15 protein-coding genes are annotated in these 17,540 nt (G+C 48.4%); 7 read left to right on the forward strand and 8 right to left on the reverse strand.

Going from position 1 to position 17,540, the window contains the following annotated elements:
* Positions 1 to 18: 18 nt before the first annotated feature.
* The 5 genes from WC764_00320 to WC764_00340 are packed head-to-tail and all read right to left on the reverse strand — an operon-like array spanning position 19 to position 8,336.
* A complete protein-coding gene (locus WC764_00320) occupies positions 19 to 3,126 on the reverse strand; it encodes an efflux RND transporter permease subunit (protein ID MFA6006167.1) in 3,108 nt (1,035 codons plus the stop codon).
* 32 nt (positions 3,127 to 3,158) lie between these two features.
* Positions 3,159 to 4,889, reverse strand: coding sequence for a hypothetical protein (locus tag WC764_00325; GenBank protein ID MFA6006168.1), 1,731 nt, complete (start codon positions 4,887 to 4,889; stop codon positions 3,159 to 3,161).
* Between the two features lie 26 nt (positions 4,890 to 4,915).
* Positions 4,916 to 5,317 (reverse strand): hypothetical protein, encoded by a 402-nt coding sequence (locus WC764_00330; protein ID MFA6006169.1) that lies wholly within the window; start codon positions 5,315 to 5,317, stop codon positions 4,916 to 4,918.
* 32 nt (positions 5,318 to 5,349) lie between these two features.
* The gene (locus WC764_00335) at positions 5,350 to 6,060 is read right to left on the reverse strand and encodes a 2,3-diphosphoglycerate-dependent phosphoglycerate mutase (GenBank protein MFA6006170.1); all 711 of its coding nucleotides are present in this window, start codon (positions 6,058 to 6,060) and stop codon (positions 5,350 to 5,352) included.
* Positions 6,057 to 8,336, reverse strand: coding sequence for an AAA family ATPase (locus WC764_00340; GenBank protein ID MFA6006171.1), 2,280 nt, complete (start codon positions 8,334 to 8,336; stop codon positions 6,057 to 6,059). The genes WC764_00335 and WC764_00340 overlap by 4 nt, the downstream gene beginning before the upstream one ends.
* 55 nt (positions 8,337 to 8,391) lie before the next feature.
* Here WC764_00340 and ddlA point away from each other — a divergent pair, with 55 nt between their 5' ends.
* Together ddlA and WC764_00350 are read left to right on the forward strand one after the other, a co-directional pair.
* Complete coding sequence (ddlA, locus tag WC764_00345) at positions 8,392 to 9,492, forward strand: D-alanine--D-alanine ligase (protein MFA6006172.1); 1,101 nt, start codon at positions 8,392 to 8,394, stop codon at positions 9,490 to 9,492.
* Positions 9,493 to 9,559: 67 nt separating this feature from the next.
* Positions 9,560 to 9,928 (forward strand): hypothetical protein, encoded by a 369-nt coding sequence (locus WC764_00350; protein MFA6006173.1) that lies wholly within the window; start codon positions 9,560 to 9,562, stop codon positions 9,926 to 9,928.
* 88 nt (positions 9,929 to 10,016) lie between these two features.
* On the opposite strand, the gene rnc is transcribed toward WC764_00350, so the two are convergent.
* The 3 genes from rnc to rpmF form a co-directional block, all read right to left on the reverse strand.
* Complete coding sequence (gene rnc, locus WC764_00355; protein ID MFA6006174.1) at positions 10,017 to 10,700, reverse strand: ribonuclease III; 684 nt, start codon at positions 10,698 to 10,700, stop codon at positions 10,017 to 10,019.
* A gap of 68 nt (positions 10,701 to 10,768) precedes the next feature.
* The gene (gene nusB, locus WC764_00360; protein ID MFA6006175.1) at positions 10,769 to 11,689 is read right to left on the reverse strand and encodes a transcription antitermination factor NusB; all 921 of its coding nucleotides are present in this window, start codon (positions 11,687 to 11,689) and stop codon (positions 10,769 to 10,771) included.
* Positions 11,690 to 11,791: 102 nt separating this feature from the next.
* The gene (gene rpmF / locus WC764_00365; protein MFA6006176.1) at positions 11,792 to 12,025 is read right to left on the reverse strand and encodes a 50S ribosomal protein L32; all 234 of its coding nucleotides are present in this window, start codon (positions 12,023 to 12,025) and stop codon (positions 11,792 to 11,794) included.
* Between the two features lie 84 nt (positions 12,026 to 12,109).
* Between rpmF and dnaE the strand changes: the two genes are divergently transcribed.
* The 5 genes from dnaE (at position 12,110) to WC764_00390 (ending at position 17,481) form a co-directional block, all read left to right on the forward strand.
* Positions 12,110 to 15,319, forward strand: coding sequence for a DNA polymerase III subunit alpha (dnaE, locus tag WC764_00370; protein ID MFA6006177.1), 3,210 nt, complete (start codon positions 12,110 to 12,112; stop codon positions 15,317 to 15,319).
* A gap of 47 nt (positions 15,320 to 15,366) precedes the next feature.
* Entirely contained in the window at positions 15,367 to 15,585 is a 219-nt protein-coding gene (locus WC764_00375) for a hypothetical protein (protein ID MFA6006178.1), read from the forward strand.
* A 195-nt stretch (positions 15,586 to 15,780) separates the two neighbouring features.
* Complete coding sequence (locus WC764_00380; GenBank protein MFA6006179.1) at positions 15,781 to 16,050, forward strand: hypothetical protein; 270 nt, start codon at positions 15,781 to 15,783, stop codon at positions 16,048 to 16,050.
* 540 nt (positions 16,051 to 16,590) lie between these two features.
* On the forward strand, positions 16,591 to 17,124 hold the full coding sequence (locus tag WC764_00385; GenBank protein MFA6006180.1) for a transposase: 534 nt from the start codon (positions 16,591 to 16,593) through the stop codon (positions 17,122 to 17,124).
* Positions 17,125 to 17,208: 84 nt separating this feature from the next.
* Positions 17,209 to 17,481: a hypothetical protein gene (locus tag WC764_00390; protein MFA6006181.1), complete on the forward strand. Its 273-nt coding sequence runs from the start codon at positions 17,209 to 17,211 to the stop codon at positions 17,479 to 17,481.
* Positions 17,482 to 17,540 lie beyond the last annotated feature (59 nt).

Below are 17,540 nucleotides of genomic sequence, written 5' to 3' on the forward strand. Positions count from 1 at the left end.
ATAAACTTGCTAATAAATTTAGAACCCGGATTCATTCTCATTCACCTTCAATGCCGCTTTCCTGCCGAACTTGTAGAACAAGGCCGGGGTTAAGAAAAGCGAAATAATAGTCGACGAAACCAAACCACCAAAGATAACAACTGCAAGCGGGTGGAGCATCTCCTTGCCCGGCTCGCCACCGCCGACGATGAGCGGTATCAGTGCGAGCGCCGTCACCAAGGACGTCATAAGCACCGGTACAACACGATCGAGCGTGGCCCTTACTATTGTCTCCGGAGTAAACGGTAATCCCTCTTTCTGCACCAGTGTAAGCGCTCTGCCGATAAGCATGATGCCATTTCGGGACACAATACCAGCAAGCGAGATAAAGCCGACCATATGGGCCAGATTGACCGACCCGCCCGTGAGCCAAATACCAGCCATTCCGCCGATAAGCACAGTCGGAATGTTGGTCATAACGAGCAAGGTAATCGGCACCGAGCGAAAGGCATGGAATAGTACGCCGAAGATCATAATGACCCCCAGTACGAACACTATCGCAAGTCTCTCTGAACTTTCCTTCTGACTTTTATAATTACCTTCGAAGGAAAGTGTGACGCCGAGCGGAAGCTTCTTGGACTCCACTGCCGACTTCGCTGCACCGACGGCACCCACCACATCGCTCCCCTGATAATTAGCCGAGACGATAAGCACGCGCTTACCAGCCTCGTGGTCTAGACTATTACGGCCACCCTCAATCCTTATGTCGCCGATATCACCGACGGACTCGACACCCATAAACGGGAGCGAGAGGTCGCGGAGAGACGCCATTGCGCCCTTAGACTCCGGGTCGAAATAGGCAACGACATTTACCGATGCGGGGCCGAGGCGGACTTGGCCGAGCTTATCGCCCATGAGACCCATCTCGAGATCGTTCGCTACTTTACCGGATGAGAGACCATAATCAGCGAGCCGATTGCGATCGACATAAATGCGGAACTCCGGCACAACTGCGTTCTGTTGGATACGTGCGTTGGAGATACCTTTCTGCTTCTTGAGCTCCGACACGACTCGATTGGCCGCTTGCTCCATAAGAGCTGGATCATCACCGAATACTTTAACTACGATAGGCGCGCGGACACCGGAGAGAAGCATTTCCACACGGTGTGTAATCGGCTGACCAAGACTGAAGTCCGCTCCGGCAAGCCTATCGAGCACGGCTTGGATTTGCCGGAATATTCGTTCATGCTCGCCCTCGTAGCCGGGCTTAATGGCTATCTGCACCTCGCTCGTGTTGGCACTGCCGCCGTGTGGATCGGCCGGCGCACGGCCGGCGATATTGCTTACCTGCCTGATACCTTTGATTTGCAATATTTTCGACTCAAGCCTCGTGACGTATTCATTGGTCGTAGAGAGCGCCGTGCCGGGCGGGAGATAGACCATCGCGACCATCGAACCCTCGTTGAATGGAGGGATACCCTCCTTACCTGCCAGCGCATACAGCCCGACCGTCAGCACAAGTGCAACGAGTGTAGCATTGCCGATGATTTTGACATTCGTGACGCACCAGTGTATCCACGGCGTTATCTTCGCTTTAATTTTCTGCACGATCTTCGTTTCTTGTTCATGACCCTTGAGCGATTTGTCGTTCAAGAGAAGTGCCGACAGAACCGGCGTTACTGTTAAGGAAACAGCCATCGAGGCAAAAAGCGAAACGAGATAGGCTGAACCAAGCGCAATAATCAATTTGCCTTCTATCCCCGGCAAAAAGAATATCGGTAGGAATACTACAGCAACAAGCACGGTTGCGTACACAATGGAATTACGCACCTCCTTTGATGCCGACAATACGATACTTTCTCGCAATTCCTTTTTGTCGCCCTTCATCCAATCGCGCAGACGATGGTAGATATTTTCGATGTCGACGATAGCATCGTCAACGAGTTCGCCCACCGCAACCGCAATACCGCCCAGAGTCATCACGTTCACGGATAGCCCGAACGATTTAAAGACGATTGCCGTCGCAAGGATCGAGAGCGGGATTGCTGTGAGCGTAATAAGCGTCGTGCGTACATTCATCAGAAAGATTATCAGAATAATGATAACGAGTATCGTACCATCGCGCAGGGCATCTTCTACATTCTGCAATCCGGCACGAATAAAGTTCTCTTGTCTGAAGAGATTGGGGTGTAATTCTATACCGGCCGGCAAGCTTGGCTTGAGCGAGGCGAATGTGGAATTAATGGCGTCCGTAACGGTAATTGTTTGCGCATCCGGCTGGCGAATAATGCGAAGTATCACGCCCGCTTTGCCATCGATAGCACCGCTCCCGCGGATAGGGCTTGCCCCTTCGACAATCGAAGCGATGTCGCCGAGACGCACCGCGGCTCCATTCATACCGCTCTTGCCGATTGCGATTTCTTGCAAATCGGCAACGACTGACGGTGCGGTCAGAATTCTGATAGCGTATTCTTTTTCATCCTCAATAATCACACCGCCGCTTCGATTGACGAGCATCGTCGACACGTTATCGCGAATTGCATCGAACATAAGGCCGTAGCGACGCATGCGTTCGGCGTTTACATTGATTTGCCATTCGCGCACTTCTCCGCCCATCACCAATACGTTCGCGACTCCGGGCGTTTTGAGTAGTGCCGGCCTTATTGTCCAATCGGCCAAGGTACGGAGTTCCATCGGAGATATTTTCTCATCCGGCGAACTCACACCTACCCACATTATTTCTCCTAGGAGCGATGTCGATGGTCCAAGTGTCGGCTTCACGTTAACCGGTAGAAGTGCTTGCGCCAAGCGCTCTTGTACCACCTGCCTGTTGCGTAGAGTGTCGCTCCCCCACGCAAACTCGATGTTTACCGTGGCTTGCGAATATGAGGCGTTACCCGTCAGGCGCTCCACGCCTGGCGTACCGGTAAGCACGGATTCTATCGGATTCAGGATACTGCGCTCCACTTCTTCTGCCGCCATCCCCGTACTCTCGGCGAATATCGTTACCGTCGGCTTATTGATATCGGGCAAAATATCAACCTTCATCGTGGCAATGCTGTAGACACCGGCAAGCGTCATCGTTCCGGCCAGCACGAGTACGGTTATCTTATTGTTGAGCGACCAGGAAATAATTTTATTGAACATAATTTTGAGTTTTAAGGTTCAACCTTTACCAGTTACATTCCTGGCATATTGTCATGCTCGCCCGACTTCGGCTGAGCAGTCTCACCTTCAGCGCTCGGCATACCGGCCGGCGCAATTTCTTCAAGCAACATATCCTCGCGTATCTCCGGTGTTGGCTTCAATATATATCGGTCGCCTATCGCGAGTCCGTCATACACCTCAATCTGTGCACCGAGCGTGCGGCCGATTGTTATTTTCCTCGCGAATATTCTGCCAGCTTCAGAAACAGCCCAGACTTGTGGCTCACCGGTGGAATTCCACCAAACGGATGATGCTTTTATTATAATTCCGGTCGAATTATCCGGTGCAATAATTCTGACAGAGGCGTCTATCGGCCAAGCTATTTGCTCTGTAAATGAAGCGTCAGCCATATACATTCCACCGGAGTCAAGTGATGCGCCGACACCCGTGACTCGGACTTCCTTAACGTCTCGCGAGAATCCCGGGCGTACAACCTTCAACACCTCGCCGACTTTTGGCGTACGAATATTGCCCGGAATTCTGAATCGCACGAACGGTTGCGTTGATCCATTCGCCGACGTGATGCGCGCAATAGGCATACCCGGTCCGACGAACTCGCCGGCATTCTTATCGATGGTGGAAACAGTGCCCGACAAAGGCGCCTTTATATAGAGTCCGCCGCGAGAACCATTTTCAACAGCCGCATATGAAGCCTCTGCCGCCTTAGCCTCGGCCTCCGACATCGCTAGCATTTTTTCATTCTCGGCAATTTTCTCTTCGATCATTTTACGATCATTTACCAACATCCGCTTCTGTTCAAGGTTCATATTTTCGTATTCGGTTGCTTGCATACTGACGTCTGCCTCTGCGTCTTTGTATTTCGCTACCATAGCAAGAAACTCTGCTTGATCTTCTTTCATCATTGGGCGAATATCTTCGACACCTTCGCCAAAGACGCTGCTGTGTGCCATGCGCACGGCCGATGCCAGATACTGCGTGGCCTCATCGAGAGGAAGCGACTGCGTGTCTTTTAGTGCGGTGATTAACCGAAAAAGATTGGTGTCTGCTGTATTCCGTGTCTCTTGGTCGAGCATGCCGTACGCAGCGTAAATACTGCCCCCACGATAGAGTGATGCAATGTGCGTATTGGTAATCGTGTTTACGTGCTCACTAACCATCTGATCGAGAAACGAGCGAATTTCACCACGCATCGCTCGCACGGTATCCTTCGCCAGTTCTATCGAGTTATTTCCGGAGAGTAACGTATTTGAATCTACCCTCGATCGTTCGAGTGACGCAAGTTGCGTTTTGAGCTGTGCATTATTTTTCTCGACAAATTGCTTTGTCGTCTCCAACTGTGCACGCTTTTCTGTCAACATTTTCGCTTCTGTCGCAAGCATCGCCACGAGCTCCGGCATCGCCGGGGGTTCCGAGAGCTTGGCAATCGGCTGGCCGGCATACACACTGTCTCCAATTTTTACCATCCACGAGACAATACTCCCATCGCGCGTCGGCTGTACCGGCACGGTTCCTAGGGACAATATTGTCCCTGACCAAGAATTCTGCGAAGAATTACCGCCCACGCCGGCATCATCGCCGACTGTGGCCACGATAGATTCGAAAGAAGGGGCGTCAGCCACGGTAGAATCCGCCTCCGCAACAGAAGCGCTCATATTACTGCCAACTTTAGCCAATCCTATTCCGACAATACCGGCACCGAGAAACGTGATGACAATCCAAAAACCGATAAATTTTATTTTCATACATACTAGCTAGCTGATAAAAGCGTCTAGTATTGTATGTGGGGCGTTATCTTGGAATTGATTATTCCGTCGCTGAATAATATAGAATACAAAAGTTGGAGCTCGGAAATTTTCTTAGATTGCCAACGTCTTATCTTGTGCGCGAGCAGAACGGTAAATCCTGCGGATAATTTGCGTATTGCTAAATAAAAAATATTTACAGCAACGAAGAATAAAAATATTTGAGTAGCATTAAAAAAAATACCGCGCCAAGCGTCCAGATGAGCGAACAGGCTTATTGGACATTCCGGGTTAACTGCGCCTATCGGGCATTCAGTGGACATCGTTGCGTTATCATTATGAAGCATAAAGAAGAATCCGAAAACGCCAAAGGCGACAAGCGCGCTTATTGCTAAAATAGCTATAATTCTCCTGCTTAATTCCGACATGTTGTCATTATACCACATTTGCAGATATTTTGTTAGCGCATCCCGCGTTCGTAGTTATATCCGCCCTCCGTTTTCGTAAATATGTTATCGCTATACTCGTAGACAAGCGGGGCGGCAAATGGCAGGTCTAGCAATGGGATTTTCTCATCGCTTATATTGTCGAGATGTTTTATCAGCGCTCGCATCGTATTGCCGTGGCTTACAACGAGTATCGTCTGACCGCGCTTAAGCCTAGGCAGTATTGAACTTGTAAAATACTCCATTACTCTTGTGTGCACATCCCTAAGGCTCTCGCCTTTTGGCGGAGTGGCTTCATAACCTCGACGCCAGTCTCGCACCTGCTCTACACCATACATTTTCTCCGCCTCGTTTTTATTAATGCCTTGCAGGGCGCCATAGGCTCGCTCGTTCAATGCGCGATTTGTATATATCGGTAGCAATTGCTTCTTATTCATCGCGAGCGGGCCGGTACGCACCATGCTGTACCAAGGATTCTTACCATGCTCGAATATTCCAAGCTTCCTTTGGCACGATAAGATTATAAGTAAAGTCTCGTGCGCTCTCTCGAGATGAGAGCTGAACGCAGAGTCGAATTCGAATTTTTTGCAAATCTCGGCAACTTCCTGCCCCTCTCTTATTCCATCGGCAGTTAAGGGTACATCAAGCCAACCTGTAAAGACGTTGAGTTTATTAAATGACGACTCGCCGTGTCTGACGAGCACTAACGTTCCTTTTTTACTCATGCTTTTATTGTATCATAGTCGTCAAGCTTTACGGAGAGGACGCGCGAGATTGCATCGTTGCCTAAGGTTATACCATACAGAATGCCGGCATGAGCCATCGTCTCGCGATTATGCGTGATAATGATGAGCTGAGTCTGTGAAGAGAGCGCTTCAAGCATATCGCCATATTTTTTGGAATTAGACTCGTCGAGCGCGGCGTCTGTCTCGTCTAATACTAAAAATGGCGGCGGATTTACCTGCGTAACAGCGAACAAGAGTGCTATCGAGACCAATGTTCTTTCGCCACCGGACAAGAGATCCAACGAGCGAATTTTCTTGCGTGGGAGAGAGACGTCTATCTCGAGACCGAGCTCGGGTTTATCAGGTATTACAGGGGCTAATTCTTGTGTAAGTTCATCCGCAACTTTTACTCGTTTGATTTTTTCCGCAACTTTGAGTGAAGCCGTTCCTCCGCCGAAAAGTAATTCAAAATACTTCGCGAACTCTGCATTTATTTTCTCTATCCCGGACTCGAATTGTGTCTCAAGCTTTTTCTCCAGCTCTGTCTTGACCTGCTCCAATGCTAACCGACTTTTCTCCAGATCTGCGACTTCTGTCATTAAGAATGTATCGCGCTCTTTGGTCGCGTCGTACTCCTTGAGTACATCGGTGTTGACTCCGCCAAATTCCTCGATACGCGCTCGCATACGCTCAATCTTACGCCAGAGTGTCTCGAGCTCGTCTTTGGACTTTAGTGTTATCCCACCCTCTCCTTCGGGGAGGGTCAGGGAGGGGCTAAGCAAGTTCTTTTGTATCACATACGATATATCAGACAATGCCTGCTTCAGATTCTTCTCGCGTTCATCCACTTGCGCCACAAGTAAAGTCAGACTGTCAATACGCGCAGTCAAACGCTCCAGCGTTATCTCCTCCTCGTGCGAACGCTTCTCGGCCTCGATTGACTCCTGCGCCAGTAAATCTCGTGACACGCGCAGGCGGGCAGTTTGCTCACGCATTACCTTCTCCTTCGTCTCACGTTCGGCAATCTCGTGCCGTTGCATCTCGAGGTCGAAGGTGAGGGCTGATATCTCGTTGCCAAGTTCTTGCCGACGCGTCTCGTTCTCATCTCCCGCATTTGCATCGTCGCCCCTATGATATAAACCTTGAATATCTTTTATAAGCTCGCGAACCTTAGCCTTCAAAAAATTAATGTCAGCCAAACTCTCAAGCTCATGCACCAGTGCGCTCGCGCGATGTACGAGTGACGAGAGATGTGTTTCTGATATTTTAACAAAACTCTCGCTAGTGCTGTTCGCCGGTGAGGCGAGCGTCGTCAGTGTTCGCTGCTTTTCTCCCAAAGCACCCTCCATCTTGCCAACTTCACGCGATAATTCTAGCCGTTCATAGGTAATCTTACTGATTTCCGCCTCTGACTCTCTGATATTTTTATCAAGCTCTTGGGTAGCGCGATTCTCGGCGTGCTTGCCTTGTTGTGCACGCTCGCGGCGCGTCACATCGAGCTTGTCGCGCTCAAGTTTATATCGCTCCAGTTCTATCACATGCGCCTGCCGTTCTTCATCCAGCCGGCCAAAGGTGTGAGTAAAGTAGTCGCGCGCCAACGCCTCAAGCTCGATACGCACCGCTTCGGTTTTGCGAATTTGCTCTACTTGTTTCTCTAAATATTTAAGATGAGGTGCCAATTCTTTTCGCAGGAGTTCGACCTGCTTCAAGTTCTCTTCTGTCTTCGCCAGCTTTCTCTCACTCTCGTCTTTCTTATATTCTATTAAAGACAAGCCGAGTGCGTCATCGATCATCTCGCGTCGCTCTGTGCTCGAGGCATAGAGAAGTCTATCCGCCTCGCCTTGGCTGATAATATGATGCTGTGAGGTGCCGAGGCCGGCGCCCGCAAGTAGTTCTACAATATCTTTTAATCTAACTTTAGAATTGTTTAAATAGTATTCATTAACGCCGTCACGATACACATGCCGTGATATAGTAACTTCATCGAAGTCTATGTTAAGAAATCTGGAGACGTTATTTAACGTGACAGCGACAGACGCATGCTGTAAACGTTGTGCAGTTTGTGAGCCATGAAAGATAAAATCCTCGCCTTTCTTGGCGCGCATGCCTTTAGCTGATTGATCGCCCAAGACCCATCTGAATGCCTCCACAACATTACTCTTGCCGGAGCCATTAGGCCCCACCACGGCCGTAACCGGTGAGCTGAATTCGAATTTGGTCTTCTTGGCAAAAGATTTAAAACCGGCTATCTCTAGCGACTTGAGGTACATAGACATATAATATCATAGCGAAGGTTTTACAGTAGTGGACAATGTGCTATATTCACAATATATGAAAAAGAAAACAGGGGGCAAGATCAGAGTTGGGGTGCTGTTCGGCGGGAAGTCGGCAGAGCATGAGGTTTCTTTACAGTCGGCGCAAAATATCATTAAGGCTTTAGACAGGACGAAGTATGACGTGGTGCCTATTGGCATTGACAAGCATGGCAAGTGGCTTTTGCACGACCCGTTGAACTACCTTCTAAATGCAGCCGATCCTAAGTTAATCAAACTGAACTCCTCAAGTAGAAGTGTAGCACTTGCTCCAGAAAGCGCCGGGAAGATTACTGCGCTTTCTACACAGGAGCCGATGGGTAGTATCGATGTGGTGTTCCCTGTCTTGCACGGACCATTTGGTGAGGACGGCAGTATTCAGGGCTTACTTAAAGTTGCCAACGTGCCATTCGTCGGCGCAGGCGTGCTCGGTTCGGCCGTCGGGATGGACAAGGATGTGATGAAGCGATTACTCCGCGACGCCGGCATACCGATTGGTAAATTTATCACCGTGGCCGGTTATGAAAAAATTACATTTGCGCAAGCTAAGAAGAAATTAGGTACCCCACTATTCATAAAGCCGGCCAACATGGGCTCATCGGTTGGCGTGAGCAAGGTAAAGAATGAGAAAGAATTTAAATCAGCGCTAGCAGAAGCATTTAAATACGATACAAAAGTTTTGATAGAAGAGATGATAGTAGGCAGAGAGATAGAATGTTCCGTCCTCGGCAATGAGCATCCGATGGCATCGGTGCCGGGCGAAGTCATCCCGCATCAAGACTTCTACTCCTATGATGCGAAGTATATTGACCCGGACGGAGCGGGCTTAGAAGTGCCGGCAAAATTGCCAAAAAATATTGTAAAGAAAGTGCAAGACGTAGCGATAAAGACATTCAAGGCACTGAACTGTGAGGGACTCGGTAGAGTTGATATGTTCCTCAAGAAGAACGGTCAGATTTTCGTGAATGAAATCAACACTATCCCTGGCTTTACCAAAATCAGCATGTACCCCAAGCTGTGGGAAGCCTCCGGCATGCCGCAACCAAAACTACTTGATAATCTCATCAAATTGGGAATCGAACGCTTCGAACGAGATCAGAAATTGCAGACAGAGAAGTAGATTCGATAAGTTGAAGTTCGCAACGAATTGTGTTAGTTATGTACACGGAAGTGCTGAAAGGAGTTCTATGAAAATAAAGGTTCTTGGTTATGGGCCTGCGGACCTGCTTGAGCAAATCTTAAAGCAGGAATGGTCACCGTGTAATGATGGTGGTCAAAATTTCACGTCCATCACTGTCAAGAGCGGAGAGCTCAAGGCCTGCTTCTCAGTGCCTCGAGGCAAGGAGGAATTCATTCACACTGCTCTGTTCTTGGTACGCGTGGGACGCAAGAGAGGCGTGTCCGTTCGTAACGCATTCGTCACGCTTACATTCTTCGACTTGCTGTGCAAGAGCGGGAGAAGGGCTCTCTTGCTCAATGGCAACCGCCTAGTGGAGAGACCTTCTGGGAAGAAACCTGTGCGCTACTGCGCCACCTTTACCTTCGAAAACACGTAGCTCCTGCCAAGCTGCCGGAAAGTTGCTGTAACCGCACTTCCCGGCAGCTTTTCGTTTTATAAGCTAGCACACAAGACTACCTTGTGTGCTACCAGCCAAGTTTATCGAGGGCGCTTCGCGCGGCGTCTTGCTCCGCTTCTTGTTTGGACGGGCCTTTGCCTTTTGTAATCAGATCCGGGCCAAGGAAGACGCCTACGGTAAAGACTTTGTCATGGTCGGGACCTTCTTCGCCCACCACTTCGTAGCGCGGGGTGACACTGCGTTTTTCTTGTGACACTTCTTGCAGAGCACTCTTTGCGTCACGCCACAACTTCTTTTTTACTATCTCATCGGTTTTTGGAATTAAAGTACGGGCGATAAAGTCCTTGGCTACAGCATAACCTTGATCAAGATATATAGCGCCAATGATTGCCTCATAGGCGTTGGCCAATATCGACTGGCGTGCGCGTCCGGTATCTTTGGCTTCACCCTTAGACATTAGCAAGAACTTCTGAACGTCGAGCGATGACGAAATCTGAGAAATACTCACTGTATTCACCAACGCCGCTCTATATGCTGTGAGCTCGCCCTCCCACACTTTGGGGTATTTGTGATAGAGATATTCCGTCACCACTAATTCTAAAACTGCATCGCCAAGAAATTCAAGCCGTTCATTGTGCGAAAGCTGGAAGCTGGGATTCTCATTTAAATATGACCGATGCGTCAAAGCCTGCTGGATATATTCTCTATTTTGGAACTGTACGCCGATGGTCTTTTCGAATTTTTCTAGCATAAAATTATTTTGTCTTAGAAGGCGAGGCCTTGAGCATCTAGAAGGCCTCGCCTTCTAATTCCTAGTCATTATTTCGCGACAAGTGTTATGGCTTTAGTAATTATTGGTATTAAATCGTCATAAATTTTAAGGTGTACGACTTCATGCACCTCAAACCATCTTGCATCGTCAAGGCCGGTGGAATTGTGGATTAACTCATCGCGCAAAGGCGCCTTGAGCAAGAAATATACTACTTGTCGGCGCACCTTCCCTGAGTGCTCGTCATTCGCTATGTATTCGTTGTGCCCTAAGTCGGCCTCAACCACCGTGTGTAAACCCAACTCTTCTTCTATCTTTCTCACGACAGCGTCTTTGTCATTCTCTCCCGAATCGATATGACCTTTCGACAGCGTCCAGAATCCGAAAATATCATGCACGAGAGCTAAATAAATTTCTCCATCTTCTACTGTATATACAACTCCTCCCGCTATTTTCTCTACGTTCATTTTTTCGAGATCGGCAGGAGAATAATCTTGGATTTTATTGCGTGATTTTTTCTCCTTCTTCTTCGGCTTCTCGTTCTTGCCCGGCTCGCCCATCTCTTTATATACCGTGCCGAGCACGCCGTTCACAAATCTGCCAGACGATTCCCCGCCGAACGTCTTCGCCAGTTCTATCGATTCATTAATGGCAACTTTGGCTGGCACCTCGCCCTTCTCCGAAAATAAAAGCTCGTATAAGCCGATACGCAGGATGTTGCGATCAACCATCGAGATTTTATCCAATGGCCATTCCGGCGCGGCCTTCACAATAAGCTGGTCAAGCGCACTGCGTTTACTGGCAACGCCTTGTGCGAGAACGTCAACAAATTCCCTGTCGGTCAGACCGGGTCCGAATTCTTCTATATTTTTCTCGAGGATATGCGGGAGGTTAGCCAAGGGCTGACTGCGGAAGTCGAGCTCAAAGAGTGATTGTAAAACGATACTTCTTGAAAGGTGCCTATTGGCCATGTCGAAATTTATTGTACCCCAGAATTCAAAAAGGTTCAAGCAAAACAAGAGGTTCGACCTTTTAGATGCTCAAGGTCGAACCTCTAAACGTGAGTGGAAAAACTATGACTGCTTTGCCGCGTCTGCTTTTCTCTTCTTTTTGTCTTCAGCCTTCTTGGTCTTCTTCATGACATCGATGATTTCACGGCCATTATAACTGCCGCAGGTCATGCAGAGCGTGTGTGAGCGGACAGGAGCTTTGCACTTAGGGCAAACGCTCTTAGGCGTCTCGGTCAGCGCGTGATGGGATCGTCTATTGTCGCGGTGTGCCCGCGTATGTCGCATGTGTACTACCATTTCAGTATTATTTATTGTTTATTTCTTGTTGGGCAAATAATACCCTATTTTAACCAAAAACGCAAATTTTCTTTATTCATAATAATGAGCTACACTGCATACACCATGCGACCCTTCGTTCACCTCCACACACACTCTCACTATTCCCTGCTCGATGGGTTATCAAAAACAGAGGAACTCATTAGGCTCGCGAAGCAGTATGAGATGCCGGCATTGGCGGTGACTGACCACGGCAACATGTACGGCGCCATCGAGTTCTATCAATATTGCAAAAAAAAAGATATCAAACCTATCTTCGGCTTCGAGGCTTACGTTGCCAATCGTACAAGATTCGACAAACAACCGGGTATCGATAATAAAAGATATCACCTCACACTGCTTGCAGAAAATTTCACCGGTTACAAGAATCTGATGAAGCTCGTCACCAAGTCTTCGCTCGAAGGCTATTATTACAAGCCTCGCGTTGACAAAGAATTGCTAAAAGAATGTGCTGAAGGACTAATTTGTTTGTCCGGTTGCCTTGGTAGCGAGCTAGGGCGAGCAGTCCAATCCGGCGACGAAGCGGAAGCTTATCGCGTCATAGACGAGTATCAAAATATCTTCGGTAAAGATAATTATTATCTCGAGATAATGGCGCACGACAGTATTGCCGATGTAAAAACGATGCGCGAGTTTATCATAAGAGCATCGAAGAAGACGGGTATCCCGCTTGTCGCTACGCAAGACTCTCATTACCTACACAAAGACGACAAACACGCGCACGAGACATTACTCGCCATCAACACCGACGGCACGACGACCGACGCCAACCGCTACAGCTTCGGCGAAATGGACGGCTCCTTTATTAACGGCGATGAAGCCTATGAACTTTTTAAGGACACACCGGAGGCCTGCGATAATACTTTAAAAATAGCGGAGCGTTGCAACGTTGAGCTGACTCTGGGTAAATTTATCTTCCCCAACTTCCCTCTCCCTGAAGGGAAAAGTGCCGACGACTTCTTGCGCGAGAAAACATTCGCCGGTATCGAGCGCCGCGGGCTTACTGGTAAACCGGAAGTAGTCGAGCGCTTGGAGTATGAGCTTGGGATAATTAAGATGAAAGGTTATGCCGCCTATTTCCACGTCGTGGAGGACCTGATACGATTCGCCACCGAACGTAATATCTACAGCAACATTCGTGGTTCGGTTGCAGGTTCGATGACTACATATTTACTCGGCATTACGAAGATCGACCCGCTGGTTTATAAAATCCCGTTCGAACGATTCCTTAATCCTGAACGTCCGTCGGCGCCAGATATTGATATGGACTTCGCCGATAATCGGCGCGAAGAAGTGCTTGAATATACTAAAGAAAAGTATGGGCATGACTATGTGGCGCAAGTAGGCACGTTCGGCACGATGCTCGCGCGAGGCTCTGTACGTGATGTGGCACGGGCACTCGGTCATCCATATATATTGGGCGACAGCATTTCCAAGCTCATCCCGCTTGGCTCTCAAGGCTTCCCTATGACTATTGAACACGCCTTCGAGGTAGAGCCGGAGCTCCAGAAAATGTACGACGCTGATCCGAAAGTAAAAGATATTATAGATATCGCGAAGAAGCTAGAGGGGTGCGTGCGCCACGTCTCGGTGCATGCGGCCGGTGTCGTCATCGCGCCCAATCCGCTCATCGAGTACGCCCCGCTCCAGCTTGACCCCAAGGGTGGTAAAATTATTACGCAGTACGATATGTATACCGTGGGTGAAGATGGCGTTGGACTGACGAAATTTGACTTTTTGGGAATCAGAAATCTCTCAATTCTTGCCGACGCCGTTCGCATAGTAAAAGCCGTACGCAACGAAGACATAGATATAGAAGCAATACCCTTGGATGATAAGAAAACATTTCAGATGCTCGCGCGCGGAGAGACGATGGGGCTCTTCCAACTGAACGGCCAAGGCATGACTAAATTCTTGAAAGATTTGAAGGCGACCAGCATTCACGACATCAACGCCATGGTGGCTCTCTATCGCCCGGGCCCGATCCAATTCATTCCGGAATATATTAAGCGCAAGCATAATCCCGAACTTGTCTCATACCTTGACCCGGCGCTTGAGAAAATCCTGAAGCAGACGTACGGCATCTTGGTCTATCAAGACGACCTCTTGATGATGGCGCACGATCTCGCTGGTTACAGCTGGGGTGAGGTTGATAAATTCCGCAAGGCTGTCGGCAAGAAGATCCCGGCAGAGATGGAAGCGCAAAAAGAGAAGTTTATAAAGGGTTGTGTTGCTGTGTCTAAATGGCCGCAGAAGAAGGCGGAGGAAATTTGGGCGTGGATAGAGCCCTTTGCCGCGTATGGCTTTAACAAGGCTCACAGCGCTTCGTATGGCCGAGTAGCCTATCAGACATCATATATGAAGGCCAACTTCCCTGCCGAATATATGACCGCGGTACTCACGGCGGAGTCGGGCGATGTGGACGAAGTGGCTGCCGTCATCGATGAATGCAAGCGGATGAAGATACCGGTCTTGCCACCGTCTATTAACGAGAGTCTCGGCGACTTCGCTGTCGTCAAGAAAGCATCCGGTGATGAAATCAGGTTCGGATTATACACGATAAAAAATCTGGGTACCGAAATTGCGAACTCTATTATAGAGAACAGAACGGAGCATGGGTTTTTTAAGTCTCTTGCCGATTTCTTCGACCGCGTGAGACACAAAAATTTGAATAAGAAGTCGCTCGAGGCGCTTATTAAGTCCGGTGCCATGGACGAGCTTGGTGAGCGCGGGGCTATGATCTTTAATCTCGACGACGCTCTGCAATATAATAAAGAAGCGGCAAGTACGGCACACCAGTCGTCCTTATTCGGTCTGTTGGATGAACCGCATGTGGCCGCGGCACTGACGCTTAAGCTTGCGCCACCGGCGACGCTTATGGAGAAGCTAGCGTGGGAGAAGGAATTATTAGGCCTCTATATCTCCGGCCATCCGTTAGAAAAACATCGCGAAAAATTTGAGAAGTCCGGAATTACAATCACAAGCATAAAGGCGCAGACCGACGGCGCGGTCGTGGCCTTCGGCGGGCTCATAGAAGAGCTCAAGGCGATATTTACAAAGAAGGGCGACCACATGGCGTTCATGAAAGTGTCGGACTTTACCAACCAAATCGAGGTTGTCGTCTTCCCCAAAGTGCTTGAAGAATTCAAAGCAATAGCCATACCCGAAAAATGTGTGGCCATCCGTGGCCGCCTCTCATTCCGCAACGGTGAACCGAGCATAATTGCGAGCGCGTTCAAGAGCCTTGACGAATAATAAATACTATTGTAGCTTGTCGAAAGAAGCGGGAAGAGTGAGTTGTCATGGCAAATCTATTCGGAGCCGTGTCGATGATTCTACTGGGAATTTCCGGTTTCGCTGCTGGAGTTTCGGTCATGGACCATGCTGGTGGTGCTGAATTTATCAACGCAATCAGCAGCCGTGCATGGTTCTGGGAGGTGATAACGCTAACGTTTTTCATCATGGGCGCGTTCCTGCATGTAATCGCCCTCAACGAGATGTTGAAACCTCGTGGGCGATAGCTCTTTTCATAGCTGCCGGAGGAAGTTGTCTTAACACCGCTTCCAAGGGCAGCTTTCTTCGTTTATATTAATACTTAGAGAGCTGAACTCTCTAAAATAGGGGTTTTTGCAGATTGCATTTGCTTGATGCGCAAGTTGTGTGTCTTGAAATCTTTTCCACTTCCTAAACCTTCAGTTCAGAGCTAAAATAACTGAATGAAAACCGAGGACCTGGCAGTCATGATAAAAAAGCAATTCGACGTTATGGGTATGCAACTCAGAAATATTGATTATGGGATAGAAAAACTTGAGGTCAAGAACGACAACCTCGAGAACCAATTGACACAGGTTCGAGCCGATCTAACGAAAGTAAAACAGGATGTTGAGTTCATCCGTGAAAACAATGTGTTTAAAATCGAACACGAGGACTTACGGTCGCGCGTAGGAAAGATTGAATCGAAACTCAAGCTTCGTTTGAAGGTTTAGCTCGCTGAATCTCCCACCCCAAAAAGTTTAGGGACTATTTCAGCTTGACGAATAACATATTTTATATTAATTTCATTGTTAATGATGTAGGGATAGGAGGTGAACATGATCTGTGTAGTGAAGGTGAATTATCCCAAATGCAAGAAGTGTGGCTGTGATACAGAGCGCACCGGAGGATGGCGAGGCGATGTTGGTCTCGATTACCTTCGATGTACAAAGTGCGGCCACAAACAAACTAGCCGGGTTTATACCTGGCGATGACCGTGTTGCAGCACCAAGCTGCCGGAGGAAGTTGTCTTAACACCGCTTCCAAGGGCAGCTTTCTTCGTTAGACCTTATTATTAGCCAAGTTATCAACACCGAGTGTTGATATTTCGTGATATACTCTCAAGTATGAGAGTTATTGAAATTTGCGAGGATGAGTACTACCATGTTTTGAATCGAGGAATTAATAAGCAAAAAATCTTTCTTGATGATCGAGACCGTGCTCGGTTTTTATTTCTTATCTTGTTTTTGCAGTCTCCTGCCCTGGTAAATAATATGAGTGATTTCGCCGCGAGATTTACAGATCTTATTCTTGCTGATGAATACAACATACTTGCGGTGAAAGAACTAGATGAACTTTGGAATAAAATGAAGGAGTCGAGGTGTGTGGAGCTCCTGGCGTTTGCACTTATGGGGAACCACTTTCATATCGCCGTTCATGCACTCAAGGATTCAGGAATAGCAACCTATTTGCAACGAGTGCAGAACGCGTATACAAAATACTTTAATATAAAACACGATCGGACGGGACATTTATTCCAGGGACCATACAAAGTCGTACACCAACCAGACGACGAACGTCTCATGATGCTTACTGCGTATATCCACCATAACCCGAATGAGGTTTTAGATAGTAGAGCTGAAGTTGAAGCATTCAAATGGTCTAGCTACCAGGATTACCACAACAATAATCGCTGGGGCGAGTTATTAAAGCCAGAAATAGTACTCGAACAATTTTCCAATCCCGCGGAATACCTAGAATTCGTTAACGATGGCAACGTAAAATCAACACCGAGTGTTGATAAATAGAGCTTGCAAAGGGCTATGTCGGTGCTAGACTTTATACAGCCCTGCTCTTTTCGAACGATGAGAGCATGATTGTAGGAGGTCAGCTTGAGCCAGATGTTCGAATATCACGAGGTCATCGAGACTCTTGCCCGACAAAGCCGGAAGATCTCGAAAGAAATTCCGTTGGAGGACCAACGGGCTGTGCTCTCGGCAATTTCTAGGTTCGAGACCGTTCATGGCCGTGGTGCAGTGCTCGACGTTATCTGTGCCGCATCGCGAGCCGGCAAGTTGCACGAATGCCTGAAAGCGCTCGACGCAGTGACAGACTCACCCTCGTTGCTAAACGATGTTTGTCGGCAACTGGGACTCGTTCGATGATTATCTTGGCAGGTTAAGGGGGAGCCTGTCGAAAGTACAAATCCCCCAACCCACAAAGA

The organism is Candidatus Paceibacterota bacterium (assembly GCA_041660505.1).
GTDB lineage: Bacteria > Patescibacteriota > Minisyncoccia > Phycocordibacterales > JACRKE01 > JBAZWG01.